The following is a 16,696-nucleotide window of genomic DNA, read 5'->3' on the forward strand; positions in this document are numbered from 1 at the left end:
ATATTCCAGATAGCGCAGCCCGCCGTGGAACAGCTTGGTCGATTTCGACGAGGTCGCCTGGGCAAGATCGTCCTGCTCGGCCAGGCACACGCTCAGCCCCCGGCCCGACGCATCCCGCGCAATCCCGCAGCCGTTGATCCCGCCGCCGATGATGAAAAGATCTACCGGCTTCATTCCGTGCTCCCGCTCTTGCGCGCGAAGATCGGCGCCAGTGTTCGTTTCGTCAAGTATCGTGTTCGTTTGTAACACGAATGTCGCAGGAAGATGCAAGAGCGAAGACAATTCCCAGCGAAGGCGGGCTTTGTTAGGAAGGCACAGGAAGTGATACGGACGGCACATATGGCACAGAATTTTCGGCATGGGGAAATCCTTCAGCTCGCGCGCGATCGAGGCAAGGTGGTGGTCGAGGATCTGGCCGGTCATTTCGGCGTGACCTTGCAGACGATCCGACGCGACCTGACGGAATTGTGCGATTCCGGGCAGCTGACCCGCGTCTATGGCGGGGCGATCCTGGCTTCGGGCGTGGCCAACATCGGATATGAGGACCGCCGCCGCCTGAATGCGGAAGAGAAGGATCGCATCGGCCGCCTCTGCGCCCGGTCGATCCCGGACGAGGCCTCGCTGTTTCTCAATATCGGCACCTCGACCGAAGCGGTGGCGCGCGCGCTTCTGGGCCATCGCAACCTGATGGTGGTGACCAACAACCTGAATGTCGCGAACATCCTGGCGCAAAATCCCAGTGCCGAGGTGATCGTCGCGGGTGGCGTGCTGCGGCGCGCGGATGCCGGCCTGGTAGGCGAGGTGACGCTGGAGATGGTGCGCCATTTCAAGGTGGATTTCGCGGTGATCGGCACATCGGCGATGGATGAAGAGGGCGATCTGCTGGATTTCGATTTCCGCGAGGTGCGCGTCAGCCAGGCGATTCTGGAACAGGCGCGCAAGCGGTTCCTGGTTTCGGACCATTCGAAATTCGGCCGCACCGCGCCGGTGCGCATCGGGTCGCTGGCGGCGGTCGATTGCTTTTTCACCGACGCGCCGCCGCCGCAACGGGTAGGGCAACTTTGCGCCGAATGGGGCACCGAGATCGCGATCTCCGAGGATTGAGGCAGATGCGGCGTGGCGTGCCCGGCGCGTGCTGGGGGGCGGCCAATGATCGCACCCGGTCGGGCCCGCGTGCCACCGCCACGAATGGCGCCACGCGGACGGGAGGCAGCCCCCCCGGTCTTGGCCAAGATGCCTGATGGCGCGGGACGAGAGGAGCGCCGCCGACCGGGGCCGGCAAGGGCGCGGCCCTTCAGATCGCCGAACTGTGCCCCGCCCTTGACAGATCGTAGGCGTCGAAGCGGCGCGCGATCATCCGCGTCAGCGGCCGCGCGCGCTGTGGTATCTCAAGCCCCTCGGCGGAAACGTCAAGCATCCCCGGAAATGCCTTCTCGACCGCCTCGAACATCGCCGCAAGCTCGGCTGGCGCAAGGCCGAACCGGGCCACGAGTTCGTCGCTGGAGACGTGGAAATCGCACATCAGGGCCTCGATGATCCGGCCACGGAGGCGATCGTCGCCGCCGAGGACATGGCCGCGGCGGGTCGCGAACTGCCCTGCATCCACCGCGCGCAGATAATCCGCCGTGGCCGAGGCATTCTGCGCATAGCCCTGCGAAAACCGCGAGATGGATGAGGCGCCGAGGCCGACCAGGATCTCGGCCGTATCATCGGTATAGCCTTGGAAATTCCGCCGCAGCCGTCCTTCGGCCTGGGCCCGGGCAAGGCTGTCCCCGGGGCGGGCGAAATGGTCGATGCCGATGGCGCGGTAGCCGTCCCAGGCAAACAGCGCGTGCGCGGATTCAAACAAGGCCAGCCTTTCTTCGGGGCGGGGCATCGCCTCGGACGGGATCATTACCTGACGCCGTGCCATCCAGGGCACATGCGCATAGCCATACAGGGCCACCCGGTCGGGCGAGAGCGACAAGAGCTTCTGCACCGTTTCCGCGATCCGCGCCTGGGTCTGATGCGGAAGGCCGTAAAGGATATCGGCGTTCAGACTGCCGACCCCGGTGGCGCGGATCGCGTCGACGGCGTCGCGCGTGACCTCGTAACTTTGCAGCCGGCCGATCACGGTCTGGATCTCGGGGTCAAAATCCTGAACCCCGATCGAGGCGCGGTTCAACCCTGCCGCCCGCAACGCTTCCAACCGCGCGCTGTCCAATTCGTTGGGGTCGATCTCGACCGAAAATTCCGCGTCTTCCTTCATCGGGACCGCATCGAAGATTGCGCCCGCAAGGTCCGCGATCATCGCCGCCGACAGCAGCGTCGGCGTGCCTCCGCCCCAGTGCAGCCGCGACAGCCGTACGCCCGGCGCCAGCCGTTCCTTCAGCAGCGCGATTTCGGCTTTCAATCCCTGCAGGTAGCGCTGCACCGGCTCCAGCGAGGAGGTGCCCTGTGTCCGACATGCGCAGAACCAGCATAATCGGCGGCAGAATGGAATATGCACATAAAGCGAGATCGAAGCCCCGGCCGGGATTTCGCGAAGCCATGCCTCGAACACCCCCGCGTCGACATCGCCCGAGAAATGCGGCGCCGTCGGATAGCTGGTGTAGCGAGGTACCTGCGCGTCAAAAAGACCGAGGCGCGAAAGTTGCGATTCAGAGTCCATTGACATAAGGTGACGCCGCAGGGCCTATGACGCCTTGACGCAGATCAAAGAGCCGTCGATGGACCTGGCACCTGCCCGCTTCAACACACACGATTGTGGAACCTGCCCGATCCGAGAGCGCGGAGTCTGCGCGCGCTGCGACGACCGAGAGTTGGAAGCGCTGGAGCAGATCAAGTATTACCGCAGCTACGAGGCGGGGCAGACGCTGGTCTGGTCCGGCGATCAGATGGATTTCGTGGCGTCGGTCGTGACAGGGATCGCGACGCTGACCCAGACGATGGAGGACGGGCGCCGGCAGATGGTCGGGCTGCTTCTGCCGTCGGACTTCGTCGGCCGTCCGGGGCGGGCCTGCGCGGCCTATGACGTGACCGCGACCACCGACATCGTGATGTGCTGCTTTCGCAAGAAACCCTTCGAAGAGATGATGGAGGGCACGCCGCATCTGGCCCAGCGCCTGCTGGAGATGACGCTGGATGAATTGGATGCGGCGCGCGAATGGATGCTGCTTCTGGGCCGCAAGACCGCGCGCGAGAAGATCGCGTCGCTGATCACGATCATCGCCAAGCGCGATGCCTCGGCCCATGCCGCGGGTCGTGGCGGCGGCGTGACCGTCGACTTGCCGCTGACGCGCGAGGCGATGGCGGATTATCTGGGCCTGACGCTCGAAACCGTGAGCCGCCAGATATCGGCGCTGCGCCGTGACAAGGTGATCGTGATCGAGGGCAAGCGCCATGTCACCATCCCCGACATGGATCGCCTGTTGGAAGAGGCCGGCGACGACGCCGACGGCGGCATTCCCGCCTGAGAACCGGGCACCGGGCGGGTACGCCGACGGCGGCACCGCATCGGCGTTTCCCAACTGCGCGTGCGGAAGTGACGGTGCCACCTTACTGTATTTCCCGCTTCTGTATGTCCCGATCGGCGCCGCCAGGATGAACGATATCGCCCCCGGGCATGGCTGGCCGATCTCCCGTGCCCGCTGCCGAACGTCCGCACCGGGCGATGCCGGGCCCACCGCCCCGATCCGCAAGCCCCGTCATCCAGGCCGCGCCGCGCAACTGCGGCCCGCGCCCGCTGCTGGCGCTTGATCTCCGCGCTCGCCGCGATAGGTCTGGCTGAATCGTGCACATAGGGAGAGCCGGGACATGAGCGAGAATTCCGACTATACGCCGCCCAAGGTTTGGGTCTGGGAAAAAGGCAACGGCGGGCGCTTTGCCAATATCAACCGGCCGGTAGCCGGCCCGACGCATGACAAGGATCTGCCGGTCGGAAAGCATCCGTTCCAGCTTTATTCTCTGGCCACGCCGAACGGGCAAAAAGTAACCATCATGTTCGAAGAACTGCTGGCGAAAGGCCATGGCGGCGCCGAATACGACGCCTGGCTGATCGACATCGGCGAGGGCGACCAGTTCGGATCGGGTTTCGTCGACATCAATCCGAACTCGAAGATCCCGGCGTTGATGGACCGGTCGGGCGAAACACCGATACGGATCTTCGAATCCGGTGCGATCCTGGTCCATCTGGCCGAAAAGTTCGGCGAATTCCTTCCCACCGATCCCGCCAGGCGCGCAGAGGTGATGTCCTGGCTGTTCTGGCAGATGGGCAGCGCGCCCTATCTGGGTGGCGGTTTCGGACATTTCTACGCCTATGCGCCCGTCAAGATCAGATATGCGATCGACCGCTTCGCCATGGAAACCAAGCGCCAGCTCGACGTGCTCGACCGGCGGTTGGCGGAAAACGAATATCTGGGGGGGGACGCGTATACCATCGCCGACATGGCGGTGTTCCCCTGGTATGGCGGCCTGGTGAAAGGCTGGCTTTACAACGCGGCAGAGTTCCTGTCGGTCACCGAATACAAGAACGTCCTGCGCTGGTCCGACGCGATCCTGCAGCGTCCCGCGGTCCGGCGCGGCCGGATGGTCAACCGCAAGACCGGCGAGCTGGACGAACAGCTGCACGAGCGCCATGACGCCTCGGATTTCGAAACCCGGACGCAGGACAAACTGGCCGCGCAGTGACACCTGGGCGGCCGATCCGCATCAGGGCCGGCGATAGCCGTTGGCCGCCCTGCGGTGGCCACCAGGGCAGGGGGCTTGCGGCGGTCGGCTGCGGGGACACCCGTGCCCGGGACGGCGCGGTTCCCCGGCCTCGCCCTGACGCCGACCCGTCCTAACGCCGGCGGTCGCGCCGGGCCGACATCGGCTGGAAGGCCACGCCGACATGGGCCTCGCAATAGGGTTTGCCCGGTTGCGCAGGCAGGCCGCAGAACCAGAAATCCTCGGTCGCGGGATCGCCGATCGGCCATTTGCAGGTGCGCTCGGTCAATTCCATCAGGCTCAGCCGCCGGGCCTTCTTCTCGATCTCGCCGACCTTGGCCAGCGCTTCGGGGCTGATCTCGTTGGCCGAGGGCTGCGGCGGTAGCGGCTGGCCCGCGGGCACCACGGGCTTTCGCATCGGCGTGGGGGGCGCGGCGGGACGCACCTCGGGCTCGGGGCGGGGTGGGCGCGGCGCCTCGGCCTTCGGGGCGGCAGCGGGCTTCGGTTGCGGCGCCGCGGCTTTCGCGGCCTCCGGCGCGGGATCGGCTTCGCCTTCGCCTTTGCCGGGCGTGCGGTTCGACAGACCCAGCCTGTGGACCTTGCCGATCACCGCATTGCGGGTCACGCCGCCCAGCTCTTTCGCGATCTGGCTGGCCGACTGGCCCTCGGCCCACATCTTCTTGAGCGTTTCGACACGCTCGTCCGTCCAGGACATGGCTGACCTCCGGTCTGGATTGCCTTCCTCGCGCGGCCGTACGGCGGCCGGGCGGGCTTTGCCCCATTCTAATCGGGACGGAACGAGATACAAGGCACGGGCCCCGTGTGCAAGGCCTCGGTCCTTGCGAATTGCCGCAGGCGGGCGCAAGTTGTTGCCATGCAGGCCACCGCGATCCTGGAAACCGTCCTTTATGCCACCGATCTGGAGGCAGCCGAGGCCTTCTATACCCGCGTGTTCGGCCTGCAAGTGGTCCGTCGCCTGGCCGGCAAGTTCGTCTTTTTCCGCTGCGGGGCGGGGATGCTGCTGATTTTCGATCCTGTGCAATCGGCGGCCGTTGACCCCGCGAACCCGATCCCGCGCCATGGTGCCGTAGGTGCGGGCCATCTTTGCTTTGCGACCGGGCCGGGCCAGACGATCGAGGCCTGGCGCGCCCATTTCGCGGCGCAAGGCGTCGCGATCGAGACCCTTCACGTCTGGCCCGGTGGCGCGCGGTCGCTTTACCTGCGTGACCCGGCCGGGAATTCGATCGAGATCGGCGAGCCGAAGATGTGGGGCCTGGACTAAGCGCAGAAGATCGCCGGCGGCAAAGGGCAGGCTGGCGCGACCCAAGGGTTCGGCGCTACCTTGCGCGCAGGGAGGACAGATGGAAAGGGACACGCACCCACGGCACGATGACGCGCCCCAGGCCGAGCGCCCGGTGAAGCCCGCGATCTGGCGCGGCTGGCGCTTGCGCTGCCCTTCCTGCGGCAAGGGGCGGCTGCTGACGGGGTACCTGACGGTGCGCCCCGCCTGCCCGGCCTGCAAAGAGGATTTCCGCCCCCAGCGCGCCGATGACGGACCCGCCTATCTGACGATCCTGATCGTTGGCCACATCATGGCGCCGCTTCTGGTGATCGTCTTCGTCGAGTTCCGGCCCTCGCCCGGCGTGCTGGCGGGGGTTTTTTCTCTTGGCACGGTGGCGCTATCGCTCTACCTCTTGCCCAGGCTCAAGGGCGTCCTGGTGGCGATCCAATGGGCCAGGCGCATGCACGGCTTCGGCGGGCCAGATCCGGCGGGCAAGGCCACGCCGGGCGCGCCCGATCCGACGAAACCCCGCATCGAGGCCTGAGATGAGCGAAGACAAAGCCGCCCTGCGCAACGCGGCGACCATCCTTCTGGTGCGGCGCGACCGCGATGAACCCCAGGTGCTGATGGGGCAGCGTGGCGCCAAGGCGGCCTTCATGCCCAACAAGTTCGTCTTCCCCGGCGGGGCGGTCGATCCCGGCGATGCGATGGTGCCCCTGGCCGGGCCGCTGCCAGATGTCTGCGCCGGCCGGCTGGCTTGCGATGTCTCCCCCGATATGGCCCGCGCCCTGGCCGCTGCCGCGATCCGCGAGCTGTGGGAGGAAACCGGCCTGCCGATGGGTGTGCCCGGCACCTGGCCGACGGATCCCGCGCCCGACTGGAAAGGCCTTGCCGGGCTGGGGCTAGTGCCCTCGGCGGCGGGGCTGACCTATGTGTTTCGCGCGATCACGCCCGGCGGTCGCCCGCGCCGGTTCGACGCGCGCTTCTTCCTGGCGGATGCCAGTGCGATCGTCGGCGATCTCGACGATTTCTCGCGCGCCTCGGACGAGCTTTCGCATCTGCAATGGATCGGCCTCGAGGCTGCGCGTGGCTTCGATCTGCCCTTCATCACCGAAGTCGTCCTGGCCGAGGTCTCGGCGGTGATCCGCAGCGGGGGCACCCCCGGCCCGGTGCCGTTCTTCGACAATTCGGGCCCCGAGTCGGTCTTTCGCCGGATCGCCTGACGCCGCCGTCAGGTGGTGACCCAGACGATCATCACGATCGACAGTGCCAGCACGATCATTCCTGCGATCTCGCGCGGGTGGCTCCTCTCGCGGAAGATCAGGGTCGAGACCAGATAGCTGAACATCAACTCGATCTGACCCAAACTGCGCACATAGGCCGCGTTCTCCAACGTGAAGGCCACGAACCAGCCGAAGGACCCCAGCACCCCGGTAAGGCCGACCAGCGCGGTCGCGCGCCAGGCGGTCAGCACGCGGCCAAGCTCTCCGGGTTCGCGCCAGGCCAGCCACATCCCCATTGCCAGGGTCTGGAAGGCCGTGACACAGGCCAGCGCCACGGCGGCGCGGATCAGCGGATCGGGGCTGGCGATTTCAAGCGTCGCACCGCGATAGCCGATCGCCGCGACCCCGAACAGCGCCCCCGCGATCAGCCCCAGGAAGGTCGCGCGGTTGAAGACCGTCGCCTTGGCCTCGCCTGGCCGCCGAGGCGGACGCGACAGCAAGATCACCCCGGCCACGCCGATGACGATCGCGACATAGCCCGGCAACGGGATGCGATCGCCGAACACCAGGGTCGAGAAGATCGCCACCTGCACCGTCTCGGTCTTGGTAAAGGCGATGCCGACGGCGAAACTGCGTTCAGAGAACAGCGCGACGGTGCAGAAGGTCGCCGCGATCTGCGCCAATCCGCCGGCGATCCCGAAGGCCCAGAACCGCGCCCCGGGCAACGCGACCCCCTGGCCGGTGGTGGTCAGCAGCACCACCATCGCCAATGCCGCCAGCGGGGCGCCGAACAGAAAGCGCGAAAAGGTAGAGCCGCCGGTCGACAGCCCGACGCCCTTCAACTGCCTTTGCAGGCTGAAACGCACGGTCTGCACCGCCGCCGCGGCAAGCGTCGCGAATATCCACAGGGGCGGTACCATGCGCAAGCTATCGCATGCCCGCCCTGGCCGCGAAAGTCCCGTTCATCGTTCTCCAAATACGCCCGCGGCCTTAGCGCCCGCGGCGGTATCGCGGATGGGGCACCGGATCCTTCGCGCGCAACAGATGGCGGCGGAAGATCTGCGCGTAGGACCGATAGACATAGCCCCCGTTCTGCGCGAGGAACCTCTCGCGGCCTTCGGCATAAAGGCGCGGAAGCCGATGCCAGGCGACGCCGGGATAAAGATGGTGCACCGCATGCAAATTGTTGAAAAGAAAAAGCAATGCCAACGGCCCTCGGTCCTCGACGATCACGGTGCGTTCGGGCACCGCTTCCTCGGCCCGGTGTTCCAGGAAGGTGCGGATCTTCAAAAGCCCGAACGCCCCGTAGGCGGCCAGCACATAGGCCCATAGCGGCATCGCCCCGCCAAGCCACAGCCAGCCCAGAACCAGCGCCACGCCCAACCCGTGCAACGCCCAGGCCCGTGCCACCCGGCGCGCCGCCTCGCGCGGACCGCGGCGGATCATCCGCAGATCGGTGCGCACGAACACCACGGTCGAGATCGCCGGCCCCAGCAAGATCCGCCCCAGCAGCGTATTGTTGGCGCGCAACAGGCGCCGCAGCGACCGGCTTAGCCGGGTCCAGGCTTCGGGGTCCAGATAATTGCTTTCCGGGTCGTCATAGGGATCGGTCAACCTGGGGTCGTCGTGATGGGCGATATGGGTATCGCGAAACCGCCGGTAGGGCACGAACAGGGTAAGTCCCGCGAACACCAGCGCCTCGTTCGCCAGTCGGCTTCGGAACGGATGGCCATGCAGTGCCTCATGCTGGAGCGAGGAGAACTGCGCGATGCTCACCATCGTCAGAAGCCAGCCCAGCAGTGGATATGCCGCCCAAAGCCCCGAGGTGCCCCACAGCCAAAGCGCATAGACCGCGACGATCAACGCCAGCGTCGGCGTTTCGGTGCGCCAGTCGCGGCGCGGGATCCGGCCGGGCTCAGCCATGACGACCCCAGGTGATGCGGGCCCAGATCCGCTCATACGCGACGTAGCACAGGAAGCCGAGCGCCGTATTGACCAACGCCATCGCCCCGCCCAGCGCCGCCGAGCCCGTCATCGCCAGCCCAACCAGCGCCATTACGGCAAGTCCCAACAGGTTCCACAGCACCGCTTTCAGCAGGGTGCGCCCACGAGTTTCCGAAAATGTCCCCATGCCGCGAAGGTGCCCCCGCCCATAGCGGGAGGGAATTCCGAATTTGCTTAACAAAGCCATCGAGATGTTTGTATATTGAACAAATGCAGCAAAAGCTCGACAAACGTGCCCGATCTGATCTGTTCCGAAAGCGGCTGGCTGCGGCGATGGCTGAAAAAGGGGTCAGCCAAAGCGCCCTGGGCCGGATCGTGGGGGTGGATCGTTCGACCGTGTCGCAGTTGCTTGGGGGGGCGCAGGCGCGCCTGCCCAATGCGCAGGTCGCGGCGGAATGCGCGGCGGCGCTGGGGGTCAGCGCGGACTGGCTGTTGGGGCTTTCGGACCGGCCCGAGCGGATCGCGGACCTGCTGGCAACCTCGCTGACCATGACCGAGGCGCCGCGCGCCCTGGTCGACGAACAGATCTTTGCCTGGCACCGCGAGGCCGCGGGCTACAAGATCCGCCATGTCCCTGCCGCCCTGCCGGACATGCTGAAGACGCATGAGGTGCTGCGTTGGGAATATGCCCCGCATCTGGGCCGCACGGTCGATCAGGCGATCGGCGCGTCCGAGGACCGGCTGGCGTGGATGCGCGGCGCGCGTTCGGATTACGAGATCGCCCTGCCGGTGCATGAGCTGACCGCCTTCGCCACGGCCACCGGCTATTACGAGGGGCTGCCACTGGAGTTGCGGCTGGAACAGCTGGACCACCTGCAGGCCTTGGCGGATCAGCTCTATCCCTCACTGCGGATTTATCTGTTCGACGCGCGGCGGGTGTTCTCGGCGCCGATCACGGTGTTCGGGCCGCTGCTTGCCGTGCTTTATCTTGGCCGCCACTACATGGCGTTTCGCGACAGCGGCCGGGTGGCCAGCTTCGCGGCGCAGTTCGACTGGCTGGTACGCGAAGCCGCCGTGCAGGCCCACGCGCTGCCTGCCCATCTCGATAAGCTGCGGGCCCGGATCGCCTGAGGGGATTCGGGCCGGCGCCGTGGGGCCACCAGCGCCGGGCGACGCGCGTGATGGGTGCGCGTCGCCCCCGACCGCAATGTCCGGCCGGCGCCGCGCGGGGGTATCAGTTGACGCACTGGGTCATCCGCAACCCGGAATCGGTAAGGATGTCCTGGCAGCCAAGAAGCGGGCGTATGGGCGAGCAGCTGTGCGAGCGCGCCAGACAGGCGCCCTGGCACTGGCTGGAGCGCGTGCACATCTTGCGCGCATCCGTGGTGTAGTGGATGCACACCTTGTTTCGTTTGCCGTACTCGTTGCTCCAGACCCCGCCCGAGGCGATGCAGGAGTCGTCCTGATGGACGGACATCGCCTTTCCTGCGGGGGGCAATTGCGGCGGCGCGTCCATCTGGCACGCGGCAAGCGCGCCCAGGGCAAGGGTCAGCATCGGGCCTGCAAGAATCGCTCGGATCATGGTGCCTCCGGTCGCGCGGCTTCTCGGGTGTCACAGGATCCGAAAACGCCGCGCACGGCAAGGTCGAGGCGGCCTTTGCCACCCCTCGGCACGCAGCGGCGGCAGGCCCTCAGAACGGCTGGGGGTGGGCGCGGTGGACGGCGTCGATCTCGGCCAGCACCTCGGGCGACAGGGTCAGCCCCGCCGCGCCCAGCAGGTTACGCAATTGCTTGGTCGAGGTCGCGCCGACAATCGGGATCACCGCGAACGGTCGCGTGCGCTGCCAGGCGATCGCCATTTGCACCGGATCCAGCCCGTGGCGTTGCGCGATCCCCAGATAGGCCGAGACCGCCTCGAACACATAGGGCGTGATGCGCCCGCCCAGATCCGGCGTCCGCGACCGGCGCGACCCCTCAGGGGTGACGTCGCCGGCGTATTTCCCGGTCAGCAACCCCGCGGCCAGGGGCGAATAGGACAGCAGCGGGATCTCTTCGTTGACCGACAACTCCGCCATGTCGGTATCCCACAGCCGGCAGAGAAGCGAATATTCGTTCTGTACCGAGACCACCCGCGGCAGCCCCTCTTCCTCGGCCAGACGCAGCCATTGCGCGACGCCCCAGGCGGTTTCGTTCGACAGCGCCAGATGACGGATCTTGCCCGCCTCGATCAGTCGCGCGGCGGCGGCAAGCACCTCTCGCATATGGTTCAGCGTCTCGACCCGGTCCTGCCCGGAAGGGTCGTAGGACCAGGATTTCCGGAAATGGTAAGAGCCGCGGTTCGGCCAGTGCAGCTGGTAGATGTCGATCACGTCGGTCTGCAGGCGGCGCAGCGATTCTTCGCAGCACGATTGCAGATTGGCGCCGGTGATCGGCGCGCCGCCGCGGATATGGGAACTACCGGCGCCGGTGATCTTGGTGGCGATCACCAGATCGTCGCGCCTGCCGCGCCCGGCCAGCCAGGTGCCGATGATCTTCTCGGTGCCGCCAACCGTTTCGGGCCGGATCGGATTGGTGGGGTACATCTCGGCGGTGTCGATGAAATTCACCCCCGCCGCCACGGCCTCGTCAAGCTGGGCATGGCCCTCGGCTTCCGTGTTCTGACTGCCCCAGGTCATCGAACCGAGGCAGATTTCCGAAACAGACAGCCCCGTTCGGCCAAGTGGAACAAGCTTCATGCGGATCTCCCGATTTGGTCAGTGCAGACCCTAGCGTCGCCGGCATCAAGGGCAAGCCCGATGTCCGGGGCCGTCATCCGCGTGGCGATGAAGCGCCTCCCTGTCGCGCCAGAAAGCGCAAATCGCAGGCAGAAATCCCGGGACAGGGCGAAAGGCGGCAGGACGCGCGGTCGACCAACGGGTCGCGACCTGCGGGCGCCCCGCAAACGGGATCCCGCAGGTCGGGCCAACGCGGCCTGCCATGCTAAGGGCGACCCTCCCCGCCCTAAGTGGCAGACCGACTTGCGGCCAATTTCATGGCCCTAGGGCTTGACGTAGGCGTAGCCCTCTTCCTGCAATTCCACGATCTTGGCGACGCCACCGGGCACGACCGTGGCTTCTCCGATCAGCTTTACCGGCTTGCCGGTTTTCTTTTCAATCGCCAGCATCGTGTTGTGGCAGGCGTCGAATTCGAGGTCGGAATACTCCAGCGACATGGCGGCAATCCGCGTGGCCACGGGGCTTTTGTCCTTGATCAGCATTTGCAGGCCTGGACCATAGGCCACGACGTTGATCTTCACCGTGTCGCCGCGCGATTTATAATATTGCTCGATGTTGCTGACGTTGTTCAGCACCAGATTCATGCGCTGCGGGCTACCGTCGCTGATCTGGAAAACGATGCGGTGTTCCTTGGCATGGGCGCCGGTGGCTGCCATGGTGGCGCAGAACAAAGCTGCGGCTGCGGTCTTGCGTATCATCATGCTTTTCCTCCCTTGCGGCAAGCTGCCGCACATTCTGTATGCATCTATGCGGATGTGTAAGCAAGTTCCGTTCGGCCTTGCGCGCGTAAACGTTGCGCGCGCGCACAAGCGGCAGGCACCTGCCCGCAAACTGCGCCCCGCCCCGCCCGGTCCGGCGCTGCTAAGACCAAAACCCCGCCGGGCACGACCTCGTGCGTACGTCGATATGGCTCTGGACCCGGACGCGAAAAGCGGCTAATCGAAGCGGATGATCGACCGGAACGCCCATATCACGCTTCCCCGACGCCGCCGCACCCGCGCCTGACGTCCCGATCCCGTGGGGCCGCCGCACAGCCCCCCGACCGAACATCCCACGTTGACTTGGCCCCCTGCCTTTGGCACCCCTAGGCCTTCATTCCCGAGGATTTCCCGATGATCACCACGGTTCTTCCCACCTACAACCGCGCGCCCCTATCCTTCGAGCGGGGCGAGGGCTCCTGGCTGGTCGAGGCGGATGGTTCACGATATCTTGACCTCGGCGCCGGCATCGCGGTCAACGCGCTGGGTCATGCCAATCCCGATCTGGTCGCGGCGCTGACCGAACAGGCAGGCAAGCTGTGGCATACCTCGAACCTCTACCAGATCCCCAACCAGCAGAGGCTGGCGGACCTGCTGGTCGCCCACACCTTCGCCGATACCGTGTTCTTCACCAACTCGGGCACCGAATCCGCCGAACTCGCGATCAAGATGGCGCGCAAGTACTGGTACGAGAAGGGCCAGCCCGACCGCATCGAGATCCTCACGTTCGAGGGCAGCTTCCACGGCCGTTCCACCGGCGCGATCGCCGCCGCGGGGGGCGAGAAGATGGTCAAGGGCTTCGGGCCCCTGATGCCGGGCTTCACCCATCTGCCCTGGAATGACATGGCGGCGCTGAAGGCGGCGCTGTCCGAAACCACCGCCGCGGTGATGCTGGAGCCGATCGTCGGCGAAGGCGGTATCAAGGTCTGGCCCGACACCGACCTCAAGGAAATCCGCGCGCTCTGCGACCAGACCGGCACGCTTCTGATCCTCGACGAGGTGCAATGCGGCATGGGCCGCACCGGCCGCCTCTTCGCGCATGAGGTCGCGGGCATCACCCCGGATATCATGATGGTCGCCAAAGGCATCGGCGGCGGCTTCCCGCTGGGCGCGGTGCTGGCCACGGAAAACGCGGCCTCGGGCATGGTCGCGGGCAGTCACGGCTCCACCTACGGCGGCAATCCGCTGGCCTGCGCGGTAGGCGCCCGGGTGATGGAGATCATCGCCCAGCCCGCCTTCCTGGACGCCGTCAACCGCAAGGCCGGCCTCTTCCGGCAGAAGCTCGAAGGCCTGGTCGCCGCCCATCCCGATGTTTTCGAGGGCGTGCGCGGCACCGGCCTGATGCTGGGGCTGAAATGCAAGATCGCCCCCGCCGATGTCGTCAAGGCGGGCTACGCGGAACATCTGCTCACCGTCCCGGCGGCAGAAAACGTGATCCGCATCCTTCCTCCCCTCATCATCACCGAGGAAGAGATCGCCGAGGCCGTCGACCGCCTCGACCGCGCCGCGACCCGGCTCGAAACTTCCTGATCTTCATCTTGGTCCAAATACTCCCGGGGGTCCGGGGGCAGGCAGCCCCCGGCGCCACCGCCAGAAAGAAGCCGAACGCATGCAGTCCTTTCTCGATATCCACACCACCGACCCCGCCGCCCTTCGGGCCATGATCGACCGCGCCCGCGCCATGAAGGACGCCCGCGCCGGCCAGCCCAAGGGCGCCCCCGACGCGGAACAGCCGCTGGCGAACCGCATGGTCGCGCTGATCTTCGAGAAACCCTCGACCCGCACGCGGATCTCCTTCGACGTGGGCATCCGCCAGATGGGCGGCCAGACCATGGTGCTTTCGGGCGCCGACATGCAGCTGGGCCACGGCGAGACGATCGCCGATACCGCGCGCGTCCTCAGCCGCTATGTCGACCTGATCATGATCCGCACCTTCGAGGAACAGACGCTGCTGGAAATGGCGGAACATGCGGATGTGCCGGTGATCAACGGGCTGACCAACCGCACCCATCCCTGCCAGATCATGGCCGACGTGATGACCTACGAGGAACACCGCGGCCCGATCGCCGGGAAAAAGGTCGTCTGGTCCGGCGACGGCAACAATGTCTTCGCATCCTTCGCCCACGCTGCGGGTCAGTTCGGCTTTGACCTTACCTTCACCGGCCCCGAGACGCTGGATCCGGAAAAGACCTGGCTCGATTTCGCCGCCGCCAAGGGCCACCCGATCACCATCGACCGCGACCCCGAACGCGCGGTCGCGGGCGCCGACCTGGTCGTCACCGATACCTGGGTGTCGATGCACGATCCCCAGTCGGCGCGCGAACGGCGGCACAACCAGCTGCGCGCCTACCAGGTGAACGAACGCCTGATGCGCCGCGCCAAACCCGATGCGCTGTTCATGCATTGCCTGCCGGCGCACCGCGACGACGAAGCTACCAGCGAGGTGATGGACGGCCCGCATTCGGTGATCTTCGACGAGGCCGAGAACCGCCTGCACGCGCAGAAGGCCATCGTTCGCTGGTGTCTCGGCGTGTGACCGGCGGGCAGTTGCCGCTTTCGTCGCCCGCCCGTTGCCCGGGTCCGCCGGGCCCCTAGGTACATTCCGGAGGGCGATATGGAGGAAGGCATGACGGCGAAGATCGGCATCTACGGGCTGGGAACCATGGGCGCGGCGCTGGCGCTCAACATGGCCGAGAAGGGCATCCCGGTCGCCGTCTCGAACCGGTCCGACGACCTGATCGACGCCTTCATGGCCCGAGCAGCTGATCATGCGGCGCGGATCACCCGCTGCGACGATCTGGCCGGGCTGGTTGCCGCGCTGCCGCGGCCACGCTTTGTGCTGGCGATGATCCCCTCGACCGCGCCGATGGATGCGCTGCTGGACGACGTGATTCCGATGCTCGACGCGGGCGACACGGTGATCGACGCCGGCAATGCCGATTTCCACGACACCCGGCGTCGTGCCGCCAGGCTGGACGGCGCGGGGCTGCATTTCGTGGGCCTTGGCGTTTCCGGCGGCGAGGCCGGCGCGCGCCACGGCCCCTCGATGATGTTCGGCGGCACCGAGCAAAGCTGGCAAGGCCTGCAGCCGTTGCTGGAGCCGGTCGCGGCCCGTTTCCACGGCACGCCCTGCGTGGCGCGGCTGGGGCCCGACGGGGCGGGGCATTTCGTCAAGACCGTTCACAACGGCATCGAATATGCCGACATGCAGATGATCGCGGAATGCTACGATCTGCTGCGCTTCGGCACCGGCCGCGACGTGGCCGAGGTCGCAGAGGTTTTCGATGCCTGGAATCGCGGTCCGCTGGCGTCCTACCTGATGGAAATCACCGCCAAGGTGCTGCGCTACGGCGATCCCTTCGGCCCGGGGCCGATGGTGGATGCGATCGTCGATGCGGCGGGGCAGAAGGGCACCGGCCGCTGGACGGTGATCGAGGCGGTGCGGCTGGGCCAATCGGCCTCGATGATCGAGGGCGCGGTGGCCGCGCGCGCCTGGTCGGCCGAGCGCGATCTGCGCGCCGCCGCCGACCGCGCCTTCGGTGGCGCGCGCGGGGCGCTGCAATTGCGGGCCGAGGATCTGGAACGCGCCGTATTGGCGGCACGGGTGCTGGAATATGCCCAGGGTTTCCGGATACTGGGGGCTGCGTCAGAAGAATATGACTGGGCGCTCGACCCGGCCCGGATCGCCGAGATCTGGCGCGCGGGCTGCATCATCCGCGCGGCGCTGCTGGACGACATCTCGGACGCTTTCCGCGCGGGCGCACCGCAGGGCCAGTTGCTGCTGTCGCCGCGTTTCAGGGCGGTGCTGGAGGATGGCATCCCGGCGCTGCGCGACGTGGTGGGCAAGGCGATCGCGTCGGGGGTGGCAGTGCCGGCGCTATCGGCTGCGCTGGGTTTCTGGGACAGTCTGCGCCAGGCGCGGGGCACGGCGAACCTGATCCAGGCGCAGCGCGACTATTTCGGCCGTCACGGCTTTGACCGGCGCGACGGAAAGGACAGCCATCATGGCCCCTGGTGGGATTGACCGGG

General features: G+C 66.6%; 19 protein-coding genes. 10 read left to right on the forward strand and 9 right to left on the reverse strand.

The window, feature by feature from the left end:
- Window positions 1-174: FAD-dependent oxidoreductase (locus BLV97_RS15345; RefSeq protein WP_143037557.1), on the reverse strand; the 174-nt coding region annotated here is incomplete at its 3' end.
- Window positions 175-339: 165 nt separating this feature from the next.
- Between BLV97_RS15345 and BLV97_RS15350 the strand changes: the two genes are divergently transcribed.
- A complete protein-coding gene (locus BLV97_RS15350; protein ID WP_035838179.1) occupies window positions 340-1,104 on the forward strand; it encodes a DeoR/GlpR family DNA-binding transcription regulator in 765 nt (254 codons plus the stop codon).
- Between the two features lie 190 nt (window positions 1,105-1,294).
- Here BLV97_RS15350 and hemN read toward each other — a convergent pair whose 3' ends face one another.
- The gene (hemN, locus tag BLV97_RS15355) at window positions 1,295-2,650 is read right to left on the reverse strand and encodes an oxygen-independent coproporphyrinogen III oxidase (protein WP_035838177.1); all 1,356 of its coding nucleotides are present in this window, start codon (window positions 2,648-2,650) and stop codon (window positions 1,295-1,297) included.
- Window positions 2,651-2,708: 58 nt separating this feature from the next.
- Here hemN and fnrL point away from each other — a divergent pair, with 58 nt between their 5' ends.
- Together fnrL and yghU are read left to right on the forward strand one after the other, a co-directional pair.
- Window positions 2,709-3,455: a transcriptional regulator FnrL gene (gene fnrL, locus BLV97_RS15360; protein WP_035838175.1), complete on the forward strand. Its 747-nt coding sequence runs from the start codon at window positions 2,709-2,711 to the stop codon at window positions 3,453-3,455.
- A gap of 340 nt (window positions 3,456-3,795) precedes the next feature.
- A complete protein-coding gene (gene yghU / locus BLV97_RS15365; RefSeq protein WP_035838173.1) occupies window positions 3,796-4,668 on the forward strand; it encodes a glutathione-dependent disulfide-bond oxidoreductase in 873 nt (290 codons plus the stop codon).
- 151 nt (window positions 4,669-4,819) lie between these two features.
- Here the strand turns inward: yghU and BLV97_RS15370 are convergent, their stop codons facing one another.
- Window positions 4,820-5,401, reverse strand: coding sequence for a GcrA family cell cycle regulator (locus BLV97_RS15370; RefSeq protein ID WP_035838171.1), 582 nt, complete (start codon window positions 5,399-5,401; stop codon window positions 4,820-4,822).
- Window positions 5,402-5,560: 159 nt separating this feature from the next.
- Here BLV97_RS15370 and BLV97_RS15375 point away from each other — a divergent pair, with 159 nt between their 5' ends.
- From BLV97_RS15375 to BLV97_RS15385, 3 genes are all read left to right on the forward strand, one after another.
- A complete protein-coding gene (locus BLV97_RS15375) occupies window positions 5,561-5,968 on the forward strand; it encodes a VOC family protein (protein WP_035838169.1) in 408 nt (135 codons plus the stop codon).
- A 79-nt stretch (window positions 5,969-6,047) separates the two neighbouring features.
- Window positions 6,048-6,512 carry a DUF983 domain-containing protein gene (locus tag BLV97_RS15380; RefSeq protein WP_051645836.1) on the forward strand — a complete coding sequence of 155 codons (465 nt, stop codon included), beginning with the start codon at window positions 6,048-6,050 and terminating at the stop codon, window positions 6,510-6,512.
- Window position 6,513: 1 nt separating this feature from the next.
- The gene (locus BLV97_RS15385) at window positions 6,514-7,191 is read left to right on the forward strand and encodes an NUDIX hydrolase (protein WP_035838167.1); all 678 of its coding nucleotides are present in this window, start codon (window positions 6,514-6,516) and stop codon (window positions 7,189-7,191) included.
- A gap of 8 nt (window positions 7,192-7,199) precedes the next feature.
- Here BLV97_RS15385 and BLV97_RS15390 read toward each other — a convergent pair whose 3' ends face one another.
- The 3 genes from BLV97_RS15390 to BLV97_RS15400 all read right to left on the reverse strand — a co-directional run bounded on the left by BLV97_RS15390 (window position 7,200) and on the right by BLV97_RS15400 (window position 9,322).
- Window positions 7,200-8,111 carry a DMT family transporter gene (locus BLV97_RS15390; RefSeq protein WP_035838166.1) on the reverse strand — a complete coding sequence of 304 codons (912 nt, stop codon included), beginning with the start codon at window positions 8,109-8,111 and terminating at the stop codon, window positions 7,200-7,202.
- 70 nt (window positions 8,112-8,181) lie between these two features.
- Window positions 8,182-9,114 carry a fatty acid desaturase gene (locus tag BLV97_RS15395; protein ID WP_035838164.1) on the reverse strand — a complete coding sequence of 311 codons (933 nt, stop codon included), beginning with the start codon at window positions 9,112-9,114 and terminating at the stop codon, window positions 8,182-8,184.
- Window positions 9,107-9,322 carry a DUF2061 domain-containing protein gene (locus tag BLV97_RS15400; RefSeq protein WP_035838162.1) on the reverse strand — a complete coding sequence of 72 codons (216 nt, stop codon included), beginning with the start codon at window positions 9,320-9,322 and terminating at the stop codon, window positions 9,107-9,109. Before BLV97_RS15400 ends, BLV97_RS15395 begins: the two co-directional genes overlap by 8 nt.
- An 83-nt stretch (window positions 9,323-9,405) precedes the next feature.
- Between BLV97_RS15400 and BLV97_RS15405 the strand changes: the two genes are divergently transcribed.
- The gene (locus BLV97_RS15405; RefSeq protein WP_035838161.1) at window positions 9,406-10,266 is read left to right on the forward strand and encodes a helix-turn-helix domain-containing protein; all 861 of its coding nucleotides are present in this window, start codon (window positions 9,406-9,408) and stop codon (window positions 10,264-10,266) included.
- 103 nt (window positions 10,267-10,369) lie between these two features.
- Here BLV97_RS15405 and BLV97_RS15410 read toward each other — a convergent pair whose 3' ends face one another.
- From BLV97_RS15410 to BLV97_RS15420, 3 genes are all read right to left on the reverse strand, one after another.
- Window positions 10,370-10,717: a hypothetical protein gene (locus BLV97_RS15410; RefSeq protein ID WP_035838160.1), complete on the reverse strand. Its 348-nt coding sequence runs from the start codon at window positions 10,715-10,717 to the stop codon at window positions 10,370-10,372.
- A gap of 109 nt (window positions 10,718-10,826) precedes the next feature.
- Window positions 10,827-11,870 carry an aldo/keto reductase gene (locus BLV97_RS15415; RefSeq protein ID WP_035838158.1) on the reverse strand — a complete coding sequence of 348 codons (1,044 nt, stop codon included), beginning with the start codon at window positions 11,868-11,870 and terminating at the stop codon, window positions 10,827-10,829.
- A 302-nt stretch (window positions 11,871-12,172) separates the two neighbouring features.
- Window positions 12,173-12,610, reverse strand: coding sequence for a DsrE family protein (locus BLV97_RS15420; RefSeq protein ID WP_244521042.1), 438 nt, complete (start codon window positions 12,608-12,610; stop codon window positions 12,173-12,175).
- 411 nt (window positions 12,611-13,021) lie between these two features.
- Here BLV97_RS15420 and BLV97_RS15425 point away from each other — a divergent pair, with 411 nt between their 5' ends.
- The 3 genes from BLV97_RS15425 (at window position 13,022) to gndA (ending at window position 16,691) form a co-directional block, all read left to right on the forward strand.
- A complete protein-coding gene (locus BLV97_RS15425) occupies window positions 13,022-14,197 on the forward strand; it encodes an aspartate aminotransferase family protein (protein WP_035838155.1) in 1,176 nt (391 codons plus the stop codon).
- Window positions 14,198-14,276: 79 nt separating this feature from the next.
- Complete coding sequence (gene argF / locus BLV97_RS15430) at window positions 14,277-15,203, forward strand: ornithine carbamoyltransferase (protein ID WP_035838153.1); 927 nt, start codon at window positions 14,277-14,279, stop codon at window positions 15,201-15,203.
- Window positions 15,204-15,293: 90 nt separating this feature from the next.
- Window positions 15,294-16,691 carry an NADP-dependent phosphogluconate dehydrogenase gene (gndA, locus tag BLV97_RS15435; protein ID WP_244521043.1) on the forward strand — a complete coding sequence of 466 codons (1,398 nt, stop codon included), beginning with the start codon at window positions 15,294-15,296 and terminating at the stop codon, window positions 16,689-16,691.
- The last annotated feature ends 5 nt before the right edge of the window (window positions 16,692-16,696 follow it).

Origin of the sequence: Allgaiera indica, assembly GCF_900106675.1 — a bacterium.
Taxonomy (GTDB): Bacteria; Pseudomonadota; Alphaproteobacteria; order Rhodobacterales; family Rhodobacteraceae; genus Acidimangrovimonas; species Acidimangrovimonas indica.

What these genes read in the sequence shown, in the direction of transcription:
- BLV97_RS15350 (WP_035838179.1), top strand. Translation starts at nt 340, where the DNA reads ATGGCACAGAATTTTCGGCATGGGGAAATCCTTCAGCTCGCGCGCGAT.
- hemN (WP_035838177.1), bottom strand. Translation starts at nt 2,650, where the DNA reads ATGGACTCTGAATCGCAACTTTCGCGCCTCGGTCTTTTTGACGCGCAG.
- fnrL (WP_035838175.1), top strand. Translation starts at nt 2,709, where the DNA reads ATGGACCTGGCACCTGCCCGCTTCAACACACACGATTGTGGAACCTGC.
- yghU (WP_035838173.1), top strand. Translation starts at nt 3,796, where the DNA reads ATGAGCGAGAATTCCGACTATACGCCGCCCAAGGTTTGGGTCTGGGAA.
- BLV97_RS15370 (WP_035838171.1), bottom strand. Translation starts at nt 5,401, where the DNA reads ATGTCCTGGACGGACGAGCGTGTCGAAACGCTCAAGAAGATGTGGGCC.
- BLV97_RS15375 (WP_035838169.1), top strand. Translation starts at nt 5,561, where the DNA reads ATGCAGGCCACCGCGATCCTGGAAACCGTCCTTTATGCCACCGATCTG.
- BLV97_RS15380 (WP_051645836.1), top strand. Translation starts at nt 6,048, where the DNA reads ATGGAAAGGGACACGCACCCACGGCACGATGACGCGCCCCAGGCCGAG.
- BLV97_RS15385 (WP_035838167.1), top strand. Translation starts at nt 6,514, where the DNA reads ATGAGCGAAGACAAAGCCGCCCTGCGCAACGCGGCGACCATCCTTCTG.
- BLV97_RS15390 (WP_035838166.1), bottom strand. Translation starts at nt 8,111, where the DNA reads ATGGTACCGCCCCTGTGGATATTCGCGACGCTTGCCGCGGCGGCGGTG.
- BLV97_RS15395 (WP_035838164.1), bottom strand. Translation starts at nt 9,114, where the DNA reads ATGGCTGAGCCCGGCCGGATCCCGCGCCGCGACTGGCGCACCGAAACG.
- BLV97_RS15400 (WP_035838162.1), bottom strand. Translation starts at nt 9,322, where the DNA reads ATGGGGACATTTTCGGAAACTCGTGGGCGCACCCTGCTGAAAGCGGTG.
- BLV97_RS15405 (WP_035838161.1), top strand. Translation starts at nt 9,406, where the DNA reads ATGCAGCAAAAGCTCGACAAACGTGCCCGATCTGATCTGTTCCGAAAG.
- BLV97_RS15410 (WP_035838160.1), bottom strand. Translation starts at nt 10,717, where the DNA reads ATGATCCGAGCGATTCTTGCAGGCCCGATGCTGACCCTTGCCCTGGGC.
- BLV97_RS15415 (WP_035838158.1), bottom strand. Translation starts at nt 11,870, where the DNA reads ATGAAGCTTGTTCCACTTGGCCGAACGGGGCTGTCTGTTTCGGAAATC.
- BLV97_RS15420 (WP_244521042.1), bottom strand. Translation starts at nt 12,610, where the DNA reads ATGATGATACGCAAGACCGCAGCCGCAGCTTTGTTCTGCGCCACCATG.
- BLV97_RS15425 (WP_035838155.1), top strand. Translation starts at nt 13,022, where the DNA reads ATGATCACCACGGTTCTTCCCACCTACAACCGCGCGCCCCTATCCTTC.
- argF (WP_035838153.1), top strand. Translation starts at nt 14,277, where the DNA reads ATGCAGTCCTTTCTCGATATCCACACCACCGACCCCGCCGCCCTTCGG.
- gndA (WP_244521043.1), top strand. Translation starts at nt 15,294, where the DNA reads ATGACGGCGAAGATCGGCATCTACGGGCTGGGAACCATGGGCGCGGCG.